The organism is Holdemania sp. Marseille-P2844, assembly GCF_900120005.1.
In the GTDB taxonomy this organism is placed as follows: Bacteria; Bacillota_I; Bacilli_A; order Erysipelotrichales; family Erysipelotrichaceae; genus Holdemania.
This window is the reverse complement of record NZ_LT635452.1, coordinates 90,350-105,634: the sequence shown is the minus strand read 5'-3', so window position 1 is coordinate 105,634 and position 15,285 is coordinate 90,350. Positions and strand designations below refer to the sequence as shown.

Sequence of the window (15,285 nt, the reverse complement as noted above, 5' to 3'; positions counted from 1 at the left end):
TTCTATTTCATGAGTAAAATTACCAAAGACGCTGCCTTTTCTGTCCTGCCGCTGGCGAAGATGCAAAAAAGCAAACATACTTTGCGAAGCGCTGCCGCTGCGCAAAGTTCAGTATTTTTTCTCTTTGTTCGCTGTTAAACCAATTTCCGTATTCCGAATAATCTTGATTATTTCTGAGAAAAGCGTTCTTTTATGGCATCGGCGTCTTATTTCCTCACGATCTGCGAGGAAAGTCCATCCTGAAAATGGATTTGTATTCTCCAATCCTTAAGCAAGAATGGGAAATAAAAAAACAGCGGATTGCCGGCGCTGTTTGTTGAGCTTTGGGCAATCCGCTTCCTGTTATTGAATTTTAAATTTCCTTGAAACGGCGTAAGAGGTCCTTCGTGGCTCATCTTTTCCGCAAGGTGCTGCGCAGAGCGTTATAAAGTTGATCCACTTCAAAAGGTTTCGGCAGAAAATCATCCATGCCCGCCTGCACCGCCGCTTCCCGATCTTCCTGGAATGTATTGGCCGTCATCGCAAAAATCAACACGGAACGGGCATCTTCCCGATCCAGCCCGCGCAGTTCGCGAACCGCCGTCATCCCGTCTTTCACCGGCATGTTGACATCCATTAAAATCAGATCGAAATATCCCTGCGGCCGGGCCTGAAACAGATCAAGCGCCTGCTGCCCGTTTTCCGCCCGTTCCACGATCACATTTTTCAATTCCAGCAGCTGGATCGTGATCTCGGCGTTAATGTCGTTATCTTCCGCCAGAAGGATCCGCATCCCATCCAGATCCAGTTCCGTTTCCGGGACTTCCGGCTCGCAAACCTGCGGCGCTTCGCTCAGCGGCAGCTTGATTGTAAAGTAAAAGTCAGAACCTGCGCCCAGCTTACTGTTCACTTTCAATTCGCCGCCCATCAGCTGAACGAGACTGCGGCTGATCGCCAGACCCAATCCGGTTCCCGGCGTCTGTTGATTGCGGTTGTCCGCCTGTTCAAATGACAGAAAAATCTTCTCCTGCTCAGCCTTGCCGATGCCGATGCCCGTATCCTTTACGCTGAAATACAGCTCGCCGGACTGATCGGTCAGCCGTTTCTCGGCAACGCTCAGCTTGATCCGTCCCCGCTCAGTATATTTGCAGGCATTCGATAACAGATTGGTCAGGATCTGACTTAACCGCAGTTCGTCGCCGATAAACCAGGTATCTTCCAAAGCGATGTCAAATTCCAGTTGATTGCCTTTCTCCCGGGCCTGCATTTCAAAGATATCCTGCATCTGCTTTAAGATCCGTGACAGATCCAGCGGCCGGGCCTCGATTTTCATCTTCTGATTTTCGATTTTCGACATATCCAGCGTATCATTCAGCAGCGAAAGCAGAAATTGAGAGGACGCATCAATTTTCGTCAGCTTTTCCTCAATCGCCGGCGTCGCCTCGCCGGAAAGCAGCGCGAGGTTCGTCAAACCGATAATCGCATTCATCGGCGTGCGGATCTCATGCGACATCCGCGAGAGGAAATCCGACTTCGCCCGGCCGGTTTCAACCGCTTTTTCCAGCTGCAGCCGCATCATCCGGGTCTTCATCTGCGAGCGGTAATAAACCAGCAGCGCCGCAAAGATCAGGCCGATCCCCCCGACGCATACGCTCAGCATCATCAGCGGATTTGAATACAGCAGCGATTTGATCGTCACTGCGCTCTTTCGAATCTGAAGCAGGTTCTGCGACACCAGACATTCTTTTTCCATTTGTGAGAAATTATGAATAGCCTTGCTGAAGATCGAGTAAAGCAGCACATCGGCAGGCTGCGGCATCGCCAGCGTCACTTCCTCATGATCGTTGTTGAGCGTGATCAGGTTGATATTGGCATAATAATCACGGGAGTAAAAATCCTCCGCAAAGGCAGCCGGCATCCGCACATAATCTGCCCGGCCTTCATTGACCGCCCGAATGCAGTCCAGATAAGTCTTATAAAAGCGAATCTTATCCTCCGGCTGAGTCGGCTTCATCGTGATGCCTTCCGGCACAGCCATCGTCATACTGGCCGAAGCTGAGGTGCGCTTATTCATCAGCACGACCAGATCCAGTCGGGCATAGCTCGGAGTCCGCGTCCAGCCGGACTGATCGGCAGCCTGGTCGTCGTTGAGATACATGCCGATCAAATCCGCCTTTCCTTCACGGACCAGCGTTTCCAGTTCTGTCATCGTTTCGCCGTATACATATTCGAAATTCAAATTTGTCCGCTGCGTGATCAGCTGAAGACAGGAGGGCAGAATGCCCTTGAGCTGACCGCCCTCCTGATACAACAGCGGATAGTTTTCTTTCAGCGCCGCGACCCGCAGGGTTGGCGACTGGGCAAGGTAAGCTTTTTCCTCCGCTGTAAAATCAATCCTGTTCACGTAATCCTGCGGAAAATATTTTTGATACAATTCGTCCGCAAAGTTGGGATTCGCTGAATAAATCGCATTCATGGCCGCGGAGAGCTGCTCGCACAAATCCGGCCGGTTAAGCGAAGTCACCAGATAATAAGGATCGGCTTCAAATTTTGCGGCAACATTATAATCTTCTTCCAGATAAACGTCGTTGCCCAGCATCAGATCCACTTCCTGATTGTCCAGACAATTAACATAAGCCTGCGCGTCGGAATAATAGACCAGTTCACAATCCAGTTTGTTGAACGACAGAAATTTGTTCAGCCGCTCGATTTTAGCCGTCGCCCTGCTGAAAACGCCGATCTTCTTGCCGTTGAGCGTGGAATAATCAAAGCTCTTGATCGTCGAATCGCTTTGCGGATAAATCAGCAAGATATAATTGGAGCCCATGATGTATTCCGGGTAGCAGTACAAATCACGAATTCCCTCGATTTTATACATGCCGCCCATCAGATCATACTCGCCATCCGCCATGCCTTTTAAAAGATCGTTGGCAGAACCGGTGATGAATTCGTATTTCCATCCGGTATACTTGGCAATTTCATGCAGCCAGTCATACACCGCCCCGCCATAGGTGCCGTCTTCATAAATTTCACTGATCCCGGTGTTTTCAGGGAAAGCAACTTTTAATACTTCCCCATCGTCTTCTGAGGACTGGGCTTTGGCCGCTGAGGGAACAAAACAAAACACCGTCAGGAAGACGACGGCGAACAAACAGCTTATTTTCTTTAACCTTGAAATCATACGCAACCTCCGGCTGAAATTCAGCGTTTAAACCTGAGCTGCGGAGTGGTCCGGCAGCTCTGCCGACGGTTATATTTTAGAGCATTCCTAACGATTTGAAAACACAAAATTTCCGGCTTACTTCTTTCTGCCTGAATTTACGTTTTTTCCACAGGAAAATAATACGATTCCCTTCTGAAGGGCAGTTTTTCACAACTTCGGCTGCGTTTTAGCGGAAAAGACTTCGCCTGAATTCTGCCCGTTTTCCCGCTTTGTGTTCCGCAAAGTTCAGACTTTCCTGATCACTGCTTCATTCAGGCGTCATGGTTCCGTCCTGTTCGTTTCGCGAAGCGTGAATTTCTCTGAAAGTCCTTGCCTGCGGTTTGAATTTGTTTGTTTTTTCAGCTTTTGCATCAGCGCTTTATCAATTTCAAATCCGAACAGCCTGCTTCCTTGCGAAAAAAAGAATGGCGCAGGAAAAAAAATGCTGCGGAATTCCGCAGCTTCTTACTTGCGGCAAGGCAGAATTTCTCCTGCAAAGAAACAGGCTGAGACAAAGCGTTGTTATCATGCTTTGTCCAGCCTGTCTTTTTTCTCTTTGCCCAAATTAGAATAAGAATTCTTACGCAGCGTAAGGCGCCTGTTTCAGGGCCGCAGGCCGGAGCCGCCCTGCAGCGTGATCGTTTCGCCGCTGATATAGGAAGCATCCTCGCTTGCCAGAAAGACGCATGTCCTGCCGATATCTTTCTCCGCATCGCCGAACCGGCCTAACGGAACTCCCTTGATCGTTTTGGCATAGACATCCGGATATTCTTCTTTCCATTTCCGCAGCTGTTCCGTTTCCACCAGCGGACAAACGACATTGACACTGATGCCGAATTCGCCCCATTCAGTCGCCGCTACCCGCGATAAACCGCGGATGCCTTCTTTTGCCGCGGCATAGGAAGCTTGCCCCAAACGGCCGGCCAGACCTGCGCCGGAAGCAAAATTAATCACACTGCCTCGCGTTTCCTTCAAATAAGGGAATGCCGCACGCATCATGAAGAAAGTCGCGTACAAACCCGAATTAATCGCCAAATCGAAATCCTCCCGGGTATGATCCGCAAGCATGACGCCGGATTTGGAAGCCTGAGCATTGTTGATCAGCACATCCAGCCGGCCTGTCATTTCGATCGCTTTGGCGACAACCTTCGCCGCTGTTTCCTCCTGCCCCAGATCGCCCGCAACATAACCGACGCGGATACCATAAGCCGATTCCAGCTTTTCCCTGGCGCTGAGCAGCGCGGATTCCTGACGGCCGGTAATGACAATATCGGCTCCCTCCTTCGCAAAAGCTGTTGCAACGCCGAAGCCGATGCCTTTTCCTCCGCCGGTGATGATGACGGTTTTAGATTTCATTCTCATCGAAATTCTCCTTCTGTTGTTTTTCTATTCTGTTTTAAATAACTCGTTTTCCAAGCGCGTCAGATTTTTTCAAACGCGGAAGCCGGAGCACTGCAAATCGGGCAGATAAAATCCGGCGGCAGAATTTCGCCTTCATAGACATAGCCGCACAACAAGCAGCGCCATCCTCCGGTTTTCTTTGGTTCTTCCTGATAGCTCGGCGCATTCTTCGGCGTCTTGCCGTTTTTGACCTGATGATAATATTCGTAAGTCATAACCGGTTGGTTATCCAGGACTTCACAGCCGATCACTTCGGCAATAAACATGACGTGCGTTCCCAGATCCACCGTTTTTACAACTTTGCAGGAAAAGCGGGAAGCGGCGTTTTCTTTCACAAATGGCAGGCCCTGTTCGTCGATACCGCAATCCAGCCCGGCGAACTTATCGGTATCGCGGCTGCAGTGAAAACCGAACCGGCCGATCAATTCCATCCCGGCGCTCTGTTCCAGAACGGAAACCGCAAACTTTCCGCTCTTTTCGATCATTTGTTCCGTCGCGTTGTTTTTATTCAAAGTTACGCTGACCTGCGCCGGCGAACTGGTCACCTGATTGAATGTATTTGCGATACAGCCAGCCTGTTTGCCTTCGCTTTCAGTGCTGATGATATATAAACCATAGCTGAGCTTGAAAAATGCTTTCGGATCCATTGTTCTCCTCCTTAATTGATAATGATTATCACTTTCTATTAGTATTATCTTCCAATAAGTTCTGTTTGTCAACTACTTTAAATTCAATTTCGTCATGGAATTCCGATGTTCGATTATCCAAACAGAATCTGGATGTCTTCGCTTTTGTTATCGCCGATGATTCCGGTTTTAAACCCAATCCGGCTGGAAAACAAATTCTCCCGGAGTCGGAGGGCCACAAGAAAAGCAGAACGCTTCTCTGTCATTCTGCTTCTGCTTCCTTAATCTATGATTCCACATTGAGGCCGGATTGACTGCGGCTCCTCCCTGACTGACTTGAACAATTTCTCCCGAATAGATCACGTCCGCTCCCTCGTCAACGGTTTACAGTGCGGTACCCTTTTCAGGGATTGAGAAACGGCTGACGTCGACGCCTTCCCGCTGCAACAGGAAAATTTTTTTATCCAGCCCGCCGGCATATCCCGTCAGACTTCCGTGAGTGCCGACAACCCGATGACAAGGGATGATGATCGAAATCGGATTGTGCCCGACCGCGCCCCCGACCGCCTGAGCCGACATCGACGCCAAGCCGAACTGCCGGGCCAGCTTCCCGGCGATTTTCCCATACGTCGTGACCTGACCATAGGGAATTTCACACAAGCTTTTCCACACCGCCTGCCGGAATTTACTTCCCCGGGGCGCCAGTCTTAATTCGCTGATCGCGGGTTGTTCCCCCGCAAAATAACGGTCGAGCCAGGCTGACGTCTGAATGAAGACGGCACGGTCAGCTTGTTCCTGCGCCGCTTCCCGCAGCGTACTGCGATAATATTTCTGGCCTTCCAGCCACAACCCGATCAGCTGATTCTCATTCTCTGCCAGAAGCAGATCGCCGAGCGGGGAAGCGTAATGCGTCGTATAAATCATCGTGAGCCTCCTTTTCAAACCTCTTTCTTATCCTAGCCAATGACAGAATGAACGTCGTTCATTCCTGCACCCGCACCAGCGATTTGCGTTTTACGGGTTTGGACTGAACCGGTTTCGGCGCGTAATCCTTCATGCCTTCCACCGCTCCGCCCGCAATCACCCACAAATACAGACTGGCTACGCTGCCGTACGGACTGAACCGGCGGCGGTATTTCGCAAACAACTTGCGGTCGATTTTCCGATGATGATACACCATCCGCAATCCGCGCAGGATCGCCAGATCGCCATAGCTGAATACGTCCGGCCGCTGCAGACAGAACAGAAGAATCATTTCTGCAGTCCACACGCCGATCCCGTTCAGCGAAACAAGCTGCCGGATCACTTCCGCATCAGGCAGCCGCGGCAGCTGGTCCAGATCCAGCTCGCCGGTGGTTACTTTCCGCGCGCAATCCTCGATATACGCCGCTTTTTTATACGTCATGCCAAACGCCTGCAGTCGCTCAATCCCGGCCGCCAATATCGTTTCCGCTCTGATTTCGCCCAAGCCGTCCCGCATCCGCTGCCAGATTGTCTGCTGAGCCTTCGTAGAAATCTGCTGCCCGACGATATGATGCACGATTGCCGAAAACAGATCGGTATCGACAGCCCGTTCAATCGGACCGATCTGATCGATCAGCGCGCCCAGCTTCGGATCCCGCTGCTTTAAATATTCAATTTCCGTTTTCCCATAACGGAAAATCGGTTCTTTGGTTTCACTCATCCTGCGATTCCTGTCCTTTTCTTTGCATTGAACTTTGAAGTTCATTCTGGAATTCATATCAAATGGCTGTCCGATCAATCGGCCTTCCGTTTCCAGATTTCCGGCCTCAGCCGCAGCGACGCAAGGTTTTTAACGGAAAGTTTCCCGGAACCCGTGTTCTCCTGACGATAAATCAAAAATAAACTCATCCCCAGACAGACGATGCCCGCAAACCAGAACGGACGGTCCCACTGCACCACCAGATGAATCCGGTCCCATCCCTCAGTAATTTTGGCAATATCCGGAATCAACTTTTCCGCCTTAAAGAAATAATAATCCAATTTCTGCACAGGAAGCACGCTGCCGTAAAAGCCCAGTAATAAAAGGATCAAGACTCCGGCGGTACGATCCTGCCGGCGCCACCGCCAGATAAACAACAGACCTGCCAGCGCCGTCACGATCAAGACTGAAATCACGGCCGGATAGAGCTGCGACAGACGCGCGTAGCTTTGCGGCGGCAGTTCCGTCCAATCCCATTGCAACGATTGTCTGAATACAATCACGGATAGAATCAGAATGCTCAGTCCCAGCCAGATCATCGACTTGATCAGTTTGATCCAACCGGAAGTGCTCGCGTACCAGTTCACTTTCCAATTCAGAAGCAGAAACACCGTCAGCGACACCAGCATCCCCGGCAGCCACATCGCCTGCGTCAGCAGCGATTGAACTTGTAAAGCAACCGGATACTGCATCTTCTCCTGCAAAGCAAAATAATAGGGGTTCACTGCTCCAGTAAACGGCACTGGTCCTACATACCGCAGCAGTGACAGATAAATCCACTGGGCCGCAAGCTGCGTCACGAAAAAGAATCCGGAGCCGCTGTAAATCATACCGCTGAGTCTGTTCATCGGCAGCCGCAGCATCACAACGATCATCCCCAGAATCAAAAACACCGTCAGCCCCGCCAAAGCCAGAAGATTGCTCTGCTGAGGCTGCAGCCGGCGTCCGATTTCCGCAGCGAAAATCAGCACCAGACCGATTCCGATGATGACCTGCGGCTGCTGAGCAAACCGCATCCCCGGCTGTTTCCTTGTTCTATGACCTAAAATTTCATCCGTCGTGACGCCCAGACTGTCCGCCAGCTTGGGCAGCAGCGTAATTTCCGGATAACCCTCGCCCCGTTCCCATCGGGAAATGGCGCGGTTGGTGACGTTGAGCTGATCGGCCAGCTGCTGCTGTGTCAGATTCCGCGCTTTGCGCAGCTGTGCGATGCGTTTTCCCATGGTTTCCGCATCCATTCTCAATCCCTCCTTTTCCTCGCCTTCATTGTACGATTAACCCGGGGGATGAGCGCAATCCATGCCTGCTTGACTTTGTCCACGAATCATGGATTTCCGGTCGATTCCACCGTGAACTTCAGGGTTTGAATCTTTATTCGTAGGTTCCCCGCACCCGCAGCTGCTTGTCCTTCATCATCAGCTGACCGCGGGCGATCACGGTGTCGATCGCCAGATCCTTGTCCAGCAGCACGATATCCGCGTCCATCCCTTCCTGAAGCCGGCCCTTGCGGCTTAACTGCAGCGCGTCAGCCGGATTGCTTGTGACATAGCTCAGCGCCTCGGCTAAATCAAACTCGTTCTCCTTGACCATCCGTACAAGCTGTTCGTGCAGCGCTTTGACGCTGGACACCCCGATCTGAGTCAAATTGCCGCGCGCGTCATAAGTAGACCAGCTGCCTTGACCATCCGAGCTCACCGTGATCCGGCATGTATCCAGTCCCCGTTGTTTGGCAGCCTCAATATAATCCCCGCAGCTCTTTTCTTTGCGCGAGCCGGCGGTCAGATCGATCCAGCCGCCCAGCTCCAGAAAATCCAGCGCCTGTTCAAACAGCATCGGGTTGCGCGTCACATGCGTCGGATGGAAAACCTTCGCCGGGATCGCCGTCTGCTTTATCGCGTCGAACACCTTGTTCAACCCCTGCGGATCATCGCCCATGTGCAGCGTCACAATTCCCGCCTTGCCGGAAAGCATGCCCGCGACACGAGCGTCGGAAGCCAGCCGGATCAGCTCATCCAGCGTCACATTGGAGCTGCGGTGATCGGCCAGCGCCAGCTTCACGCCAATCACCTCGTCGATAAACAGAATGTCTTTTTTCACATCGCCCGTCAGCGTTACGCTGGGATAACTGTACGAACCAGTCAGGCAATAGACGCTCAGTCCTTCCTCTTTCAGCGCCTTGGCTTTGGAAACCAGATTTTCCACGGATCGTGAAAAACCATCGGTGCCCAACAAGCCGACCAGGGTTGTGATGCCGCCTTCAATCAGAGAAGAAAGCTGAACTTCCGGCGTTTTCGTATGAAAGCTGCCTTCGCCGCCTCCGCCGGTGATGTGAATGTGCTGGTCGATCAAGCCGGGAACCGCAATCTTCCCGGACGCGTCGATCTCCTGCACCTGCCCGCAATCCAGATGTTCTGCCATCTTCACAATTTCGCCGCCGGCGATCAAAATATCCTGACGTCCCGCAAACTGCGGGGCATAAACCTCTGCCTGTCGTAAAACAATCATAAATGCCTCCTGTTTTTCTTTCATTTTATCACGACAAGACGTGTCGGAACAGAGCGGAAAGGGTATAATGGAATCAGAATAAAGCGAGGAATCGAACAAATGGGAGAACTTCTGAATTTCGCCATTTTGGCGACAGCCATTTATTTCGGATTATTTTTAATTTTTTATCTCAGCGATAAGCGGCGGATTTTTAACGGGGTGCTGCTGACATTCGGACTGTTTCTGATTCTGGGTGATCTGACGCTGCTGGCACTGAATGCCCAGAATTCATTCTGGCTGTTAGCCGGGATCGGGCTGTTTCTGTTCGCCTTGTTTCTCTTTCCGATCCTGTCGCTGATTCTGGGGGCGGTCCTTTTGATGCGTTCGCCGCAGCTATGGGCAAAGGAGGGCGTCAGTGTCCAGCACAGCCTGTCGCTGATCTTCGGTCTGGCATTTCTGCTCGGCTGGTTTATTATTCCGATAGGACTCTCCCATTCCCAATCCCTGCCCTGGATTCTCAATCTGACGTTTTTAGCCGGCGCGGTGTTGTACTTCTATCTGATCTTCACCTTTGTCTGTTATCTGGTGTCCAGCTGGCTGTTCAAGCTCAACCGGCCGCTGCTGAATCAGGATTTTCTGATCATCCTCGGCTGCAAGGTGACCGATCAGGGTTTGACGCCGTTGTTAAAGCAGCGCTGCGATCGGGCGTTAGCCTTCTATTGGCGGCAGGAAGCCAGAAAGCACCGCTTTTTCCCGGGAAGAAAAAAAGAACTGATTCTGATCCCCTCCGGCGGTCAGGGACCGGACGAGCCGCGGGCGGAAGCGGAAGTGATGAAAGACTATTTGTTGGAACAGGGTGTACCGGAAACGCGGATTATGGTGGAAAACCAGTCGGTCAACACGTACGAAAACATGGTCTTTTCCAAGAAAATCATGGATCAACAGAAAAAGCGTTATAAATGTCTGTTCTGCACGAGCGATTATCACGTCTTCCGCGCGGGTTTGTTATCCCGCAAGGCCGGGATTCGCCGATGCAGCGGAATCGGCTCGCGCACCGTCGCTTATTTTTCCTATAACGCGTTTATCCGGGAGTATGTCGCGGCGATGATGATGCATAAAAAATTTCATCTGATCGCTGCCGGAATTCTATGTCTGCCCTGGATCTGTTCGGCGCTGGTGCTTCTGGCAGCCCTGATCCTCCGGCTGCTTTAGCGCTTTTATTCAACGTGCTCCAAAGCTTTTCTCTAATGTCGAAGGAGGGCAGCGGTCTTTGCGGAGTATAAATTAAGAATATAAATAAAGATCGGAGCTCCGTTTCAGGAAATCCGATCTTTTCACACTCATCGCCGCCAGCCGCTATTCAACCGCTTCGCCCGCCAACAGCCGATCCAGCTTCCGCTTGATTGGCAGCGCGATCAATAACGTCGCCACCTCCGCGAAGGTGATCGTCAGCCATACGCCCAGCTCGCCTAAAAATTTTGGGAACACCGCCAGACCGAGCAGGATGAAGATCAATCCCCGCATCAGCGCGATCATCGTCGTTACCTTAATACTTTCCACCGATTGAAAGTAATACATCAGAACTGTATTCACCGCCGTAAATACAAACGAAATAAAGTAAATCCGCGCCGCCCAGACGCCGTGGCCGATCAAGCCGGCATCGGAGGAACTGATGAAGAAACCGATGATCGGCTGCGGGAAAATCAGAATCAACAGATAACAGCCCAAGGAGAAAATTAACGCGCAGACTAACGCCGTTCTCAGCGTGGCCTGCACGCGCTTGATCTTCCGCGCGCCGTAGTTGACGGAAAGCATCGGCTGGGCCGCTTGGGAAATTCCGTTAAAAATGCCTTTTCCGACATACGCGATATTTGAGATGATCGCGAATACCGCCACGGCGTCCTGACCGCTGACATCCAGCAGCACGATGTTGAAGAAAATCACGACGCAGCCCAGGCTCAATTCCAGAATAAACGTACCGACGCCGTTTTTGAAGATCCGCTGCAGCAGTGAGAAATCCCAGAAACGCCTTGTAAACGTAAATGTATTTTTCTTTAACAGGTAATGGAAAATCCAGATACTCATGGCGACGCAGGGGCCCAGCGCCGTCGCGGCCGCCGCGCCGAACAGCCCCCATTGAAAGACGGAAACAAACAGCCAGTCAAAGATAATGTTGGTCGCGTTGCCGCATACCGCCGCTAACATGACCAGCTTCGGGTTGTAATCCGCGCGAATGATGACCTGCATCGTACAGTTGAGAATATAGATCAGCGCGACACAATGCAGGGGCTGTAAATAATCTTTCACTCCCTGCATCAGCTGCGGACTGGCGCCGAGCATCCGCGCGAAGGCGTCTGGAAAAAGCAAACCGTAGGCGCTCATCACCATGCCGATCAGCATGCAGCACAAAACAGTCAGCGTAAACACCTTGTCGACCTGTTCCTTTTGCCCCTTGCCGATCAGCACGGAAATGGTCACCGCGCCGCCAACCCCCAGCATTAAGCCTAACGAAGAATAAATCGTATAGACCGGCATCGCGATGTTAAATGCCGCCAAGCCCTGCGCGCCGATGCACAAACCGACGAACATGACGTCGACGATGCAGTAGACCGAATTTGTCAGCATCCCCACGATCGTCGGAATCAGATAGGAAACATACGTCTTTTTAATATCCCCCGATAATAAAGTTTCTTCTTTCTCCATAACCTTCTCCTTATCCCGAAAACAGAATTCAGTGTAGCATATCAGTCTGAAAAAGTCACCCGTTTCCGGTAAGAATTTCCTGCATTTGTAAAGGGTAGATGAATAAAAATTTCACGATAAAAAAATCCGCGCCGGAAGCCATCGGAAACGGATTTTTACACCTGTGATCAAAACTGGAAGGGACAGCTTACAAACTCCATTAATTCGCCAGGACATCGCCTTCATCCCGGATCCGCTGGCGGGCGTCGTCCGTTTTCAGCCATTCAGGCAAAATCCACGCCGGACAGTCCAGCGCCTCGTCCGCCCGGATCACCGCGTTAAATTCATGGATCAGTGAATATTGATCCCTGGCGATAGAATCAGAATCCGGTCTCACGCCGTCTGCAGCCAACAGCTTGACGTCGGAATGATCCATCCTTTCTTAAAGAGTGAACACCTGTGGGATTGACTTTGAGAACGAAGTTCTTCCTGAAAAATGAAATGGACACCGCGGCTGGTTCTATGCCGGAAATCGCGGCAGGCGCTGCGGTTTCTTCCCGAATGGGAGCGGAAGCCGTCTGACTGCTGTCAAAAACAGCCGGGTCGTCAGCACAGCCGACGCTGACTTCAAACCAAGCATGATTTTCATCTTCTTTTATTGAGTGGGAAACAGCCCCTGATCGCTTAACCACCGCTTCCCTGGTACACTTAACAGCCAGTCGGTAATTCCCGCAATCGTTGCGTCCGAGGCGGTGTTGCTTGCCAGCAAGACGGGGAGTTTCAGCGGATATTTCCCGTTTTCCAACGTTTTCGCATTTGCCGATGCGCCGTTGACGCGAAGGAGCTTGAGATCGGGCGACGGATTGACCTGACTGACCAGAAGCCGGCTGGAAAAGCCCAGCGCGTCTGAGGTGGGAGTGAAAGCCGCAACCGCCTGACGCACGACGCCGGCCCGCTCATAGAACCAGTCCAGCGTTGGATTGACAATCGAAACGCCCTGCATGACCTGACGTTCAAACGCCGTCTGCAGACCGCTGTTTTCATCCTGTGCGTAAATCCGGATCGGCTGGTCCAGTCCGCCGACCTGCTTCCAGTTGGTAATCTTCCCCGCGTAAATATCGCGGATCTGGTCCAGACTCAGCGAATCGACGGGATTTTCGCTGCCGGTGATCAACACCAGCGCGTCATAGCCGATCGTCTGCGCCTGCCACAGCGTATCATAATCCTGTAATTCCCGACGCATCGCGGCGGAAGGCTCATAGGCCAAAATCATCCGCGGCTGCGGATTGACCACCTGAATCAGGCTGCGCCAGGCCGCCTGCGTACTGCCGCTGGCCTCGGGCGGAAGCCAGTCTGGATCCGGACTCAGCTGCCGATGCAAATTCTGAAGTAAGGACTGCAGCGGCCAGGAAGCCGCCGCCAGCGGAAAACTTTCGGCCTGATATGCCGGCTCGGGTTCAGACTTTGCCACGCAGCCATTCAATACCAGACCGGCTGCGATCAACAATCCCGCTATTCGTTTCATCCCGCATTCCTCCTTAATCATCCCAACCCAGACTGTAAACCGACCGCTTTACAAGCCACTCGCCCTGCCCGTTGATCAGACCGGCTTCCTCACCCCGCAAGACGGCGAAGCGATCCTGCCCACGGCTGAAAATCCGACTCGCCCCGGCAAAGATCACATTTCCGTTTAAATCCAGAATATCCGTCAGCTCCGCGTTCTTAACGCTGCGCGATGCCAATAAATAATCCATCGGTTCGATCAGATAGTCCTGCAGCGTTGCGATCGCCAGCGTTTCATAAGTTTCGGCCGGGATTACGATCTGCAGAGTTGCATCGAGCATCCCTGTCCGGATCTTGCCTTCCGGATTATAAGCCTCGTAGAAATAAAAACCTTCCCGATCGCAATACAATCCTGACAATCCTGGAATCGTCTGAGACTTTAAGACCTGCCCGTTCCGGTCGATCACCATCGCGGTTTCCGCTTCGACCGCCAGAAACTGTTCGGCCCGGGCCTTCGACGACTGCGGCTGGGCGCTGATCAGATCTTCGGCGCAAAACAGTTCGTTGCCATCCACATCAAGCAGGCGCATGGTTTCTTCGCCGGTCTGCGCGTTTTCACCATAGACGATCAGCACTTCGCCGTCAAAATACGTAAACTCCTGTTCCGGATCGACGACATAGACCGGTTTGAGCGTATCCGCGCTGATGATTTCAGTCCGGTTTTTCTGATAGGTAATAAAATACGGACCATGCAGCCCCTTATAAACCATATTGATGCGCGGCGCGCTGAACAGCGGATTCAGGTTGACGTCCAGCAGCGTATCGGTCCGGCGCGCCTCATTGTCCAGAAAGCTGACCGAGCTGGCGACAATCCGTCCCAACGCCGCTTCCGGATCATAATACGTTTCTGCGGCCGGAAATCCCGATACCGCCCGGCCTTCACGATCGACGACGCCCAACAGCCGGCGGTCTTTGTCCAGCGCGATCAGATGTTCCTCGTCAATCGCTTTCAGCTGAAAGATCGCCTCCTGCACCACCGTCTGCGTCACGCCGTCCACCAGCGCAGTCCGGTAGGTTTCCGGAAGATCCATCATCGAATCAAATTCGTCGGCGTAGTCGCGCCGAATGACCAGACGGCCGGCGCCGCCCTCGTAAATCACATCATCCCAATCAGCCAGACACTCATCCTCCAGCGAGAACAACGCCGACTGGTTGGTATAAACAGGCTGCCCATATTCGTCCGTTTCCCCGTCCAGATACCGCCTCGTTTTTACTTTGTATTGCGGCTGGCGTGTCAGCTGATCGTAAATCAATGCTGATTGGGACTGCGCGCCGACCGTTTCGCCATCGCGGTTCACCAGCCAGATCCGCCCCGGCGTCAGTTCAATCGGATACACGCGCGCCTGTTCCGTTAAGCTTAAATTCTCTTCTTCCGGCCGCTTCAAAACTTCCTCACCCGGTTTATTTTCCTCATTCTGCATCGCTTTCCTCATCGCCGGAGCGCAGCCGCCTAAAAGCAGAAGTCCGGTTATGAGAAAGCAGTACAGTCGTTTCCAAGGTTGCGCCATAGCCATCCCTACCTTCTAATTGAACGTTTTCCGATCTGCCCCGCGGCTTTTCCGTAAAACGGATTGATCGTCATAAATTCCTGAACATATCACATCTTCGCTGCGCAGCTTGCAAGC

General features: G+C 52.1%; 14 protein-coding genes. 3 read left to right on the top strand and 11 right to left on the bottom strand.

Annotated elements, in window-relative coordinates:
- Positions 1–9: 9 nt before the first annotated feature.
- Positions 10–138, top strand: a complete 129-nt coding sequence (locus BQ7364_RS18540; protein WP_255370399.1) for a hypothetical protein — start codon at positions 10–12, stop codon at positions 136–138.
- A 253-nt stretch (positions 139–391) separates the two neighbouring features.
- On the opposite strand, the gene BQ7364_RS10390 is transcribed toward BQ7364_RS18540, so the two are convergent.
- Positions 392–3,160 carry an ATP-binding protein gene (locus BQ7364_RS10390; RefSeq protein WP_072684665.1) on the bottom strand — a complete coding sequence of 923 codons (2,769 nt, stop codon included), beginning with the start codon at positions 3,158–3,160 and terminating at the stop codon, positions 392–394.
- Positions 3,161–3,413: 253 nt separating this feature from the next.
- Between BQ7364_RS10390 and BQ7364_RS17790 the strand changes: the two genes are divergently transcribed.
- The gene (locus BQ7364_RS17790; RefSeq protein ID WP_139248616.1) at positions 3,414–3,755 is read left to right on the top strand and encodes a hypothetical protein; all 342 of its coding nucleotides are present in this window, start codon (positions 3,414–3,416) and stop codon (positions 3,753–3,755) included.
- A 29-nt stretch (positions 3,756–3,784) separates the two neighbouring features.
- Here BQ7364_RS17790 and BQ7364_RS10385 read toward each other — a convergent pair whose 3' ends face one another.
- The 6 genes from BQ7364_RS10385 to iadA form a co-directional block, all read right to left on the bottom strand.
- Positions 3,785–4,543 carry an SDR family NAD(P)-dependent oxidoreductase gene (locus BQ7364_RS10385; RefSeq protein WP_072684664.1) on the bottom strand — a complete coding sequence of 253 codons (759 nt, stop codon included), beginning with the start codon at positions 4,541–4,543 and terminating at the stop codon, positions 3,785–3,787.
- A 59-nt stretch (positions 4,544–4,602) separates the two neighbouring features.
- On the bottom strand, positions 4,603–5,229 hold the full coding sequence (locus BQ7364_RS10380) for a flavin reductase (RefSeq protein WP_072684663.1): 627 nt from the start codon (positions 5,227–5,229) through the stop codon (positions 4,603–4,605).
- 363 nt (positions 5,230–5,592) lie between these two features.
- The gene (locus BQ7364_RS10375) at positions 5,593–6,132 is read right to left on the bottom strand and encodes a methylated-DNA--[protein]-cysteine S-methyltransferase (RefSeq protein WP_072684662.1); all 540 of its coding nucleotides are present in this window, start codon (positions 6,130–6,132) and stop codon (positions 5,593–5,595) included.
- Between the two features lie 58 nt (positions 6,133–6,190).
- Positions 6,191–6,892, bottom strand: a complete 702-nt coding sequence (locus BQ7364_RS10370; protein WP_072684661.1) for a DNA-3-methyladenine glycosylase family protein — start codon at positions 6,890–6,892, stop codon at positions 6,191–6,193.
- Between the two features lie 74 nt (positions 6,893–6,966).
- Positions 6,967–8,169: a helix-turn-helix domain-containing protein gene (locus tag BQ7364_RS10365; RefSeq protein WP_072684660.1), complete on the bottom strand. Its 1,203-nt coding sequence runs from the start codon at positions 8,167–8,169 to the stop codon at positions 6,967–6,969.
- Positions 8,170–8,302: 133 nt separating this feature from the next.
- Complete coding sequence (gene iadA / locus BQ7364_RS10360) at positions 8,303–9,436, bottom strand: beta-aspartyl-peptidase (protein ID WP_072684659.1); 1,134 nt, start codon at positions 9,434–9,436, stop codon at positions 8,303–8,305.
- Positions 9,437–9,535: 99 nt separating this feature from the next.
- On the opposite strand from iadA, the gene BQ7364_RS10355 reads away from it, so the two are divergent.
- On the top strand, positions 9,536–10,627 hold the full coding sequence (locus tag BQ7364_RS10355) for a YdcF family protein (protein ID WP_072684658.1): 1,092 nt from the start codon (positions 9,536–9,538) through the stop codon (positions 10,625–10,627).
- 144 nt (positions 10,628–10,771) lie between these two features.
- Here the strand turns inward: BQ7364_RS10355 and BQ7364_RS10350 are convergent, their stop codons facing one another.
- The 4 genes from BQ7364_RS10350 to BQ7364_RS10335 form a co-directional block, all read right to left on the bottom strand.
- Entirely contained in the window at positions 10,772–12,118 is a 1,347-nt protein-coding gene (locus BQ7364_RS10350) for an MATE family efflux transporter (protein ID WP_072684657.1), read from the bottom strand.
- Positions 12,119–12,317: 199 nt separating this feature from the next.
- Positions 12,318–12,533, bottom strand: coding sequence for a hypothetical protein (locus tag BQ7364_RS10345; protein ID WP_072684656.1), 216 nt, complete (start codon positions 12,531–12,533; stop codon positions 12,318–12,320).
- A 219-nt stretch (positions 12,534–12,752) separates the two neighbouring features.
- The gene (locus tag BQ7364_RS10340; protein ID WP_072684655.1) at positions 12,753–13,622 is read right to left on the bottom strand and encodes a substrate-binding domain-containing protein; all 870 of its coding nucleotides are present in this window, start codon (positions 13,620–13,622) and stop codon (positions 12,753–12,755) included.
- 13 nt (positions 13,623–13,635) lie between these two features.
- The gene (locus BQ7364_RS10335; RefSeq protein WP_139248615.1) at positions 13,636–15,174 is read right to left on the bottom strand and encodes a hypothetical protein; all 1,539 of its coding nucleotides are present in this window, start codon (positions 15,172–15,174) and stop codon (positions 13,636–13,638) included.
- Positions 15,175–15,285: the final 111 nt, after the last annotated feature.

Bases quoted from the DNA above. Each gene is read 5' to 3' on its own strand.
- BQ7364_RS18540 (WP_255370399.1), top strand. From the start codon at position 10: ATGAGTAAAATTACCAAAGACGCTGCCTTTTCTGTCCTGCCGCTGGCG.
- BQ7364_RS10390 (WP_072684665.1), bottom strand. From the start codon at position 3,160: ATGATTTCAAGGTTAAAGAAAATAAGCTGTTTGTTCGCCGTCGTCTTC.
- BQ7364_RS10385 (WP_072684664.1), bottom strand. From the start codon at position 4,543: ATGAGAATGAAATCTAAAACCGTCATCATCACCGGCGGAGGAAAAGGC.
- BQ7364_RS10380 (WP_072684663.1), bottom strand. From the start codon at position 5,229: ATGGATCCGAAAGCATTTTTCAAGCTCAGCTATGGTTTATATATCATC.
- BQ7364_RS10375 (WP_072684662.1), bottom strand. From the start codon at position 6,132: ATGATTTATACGACGCATTACGCTTCCCCGCTCGGCGATCTGCTTCTG.
- BQ7364_RS10370 (WP_072684661.1), bottom strand. From the start codon at position 6,892: ATGAGTGAAACCAAAGAACCGATTTTCCGTTATGGGAAAACGGAAATT.
- BQ7364_RS10365 (WP_072684660.1), bottom strand. From the start codon at position 8,169: ATGGATGCGGAAACCATGGGAAAACGCATCGCACAGCTGCGCAAAGCG.
- iadA (WP_072684659.1), bottom strand. From the start codon at position 9,436: ATGATTGTTTTACGACAGGCAGAGGTTTATGCCCCGCAGTTTGCGGGA.
- BQ7364_RS10355 (WP_072684658.1), top strand. From the start codon at position 9,536: ATGGGAGAACTTCTGAATTTCGCCATTTTGGCGACAGCCATTTATTTC.
- BQ7364_RS10350 (WP_072684657.1), bottom strand. From the start codon at position 12,118: ATGGAGAAAGAAGAAACTTTATTATCGGGGGATATTAAAAAGACGTAT.
- BQ7364_RS10345 (WP_072684656.1), bottom strand. From the start codon at position 12,533: ATGGATCATTCCGACGTCAAGCTGTTGGCTGCAGACGGCGTGAGACCG.
- BQ7364_RS10340 (WP_072684655.1), bottom strand. From the start codon at position 13,622: ATGAAACGAATAGCGGGATTGTTGATCGCAGCCGGTCTGGTATTGAAT.
- BQ7364_RS10335 (WP_139248615.1), bottom strand. From the start codon at position 15,174: ATGGCTATGGCGCAACCTTGGAAACGACTGTACTGCTTTCTCATAACC.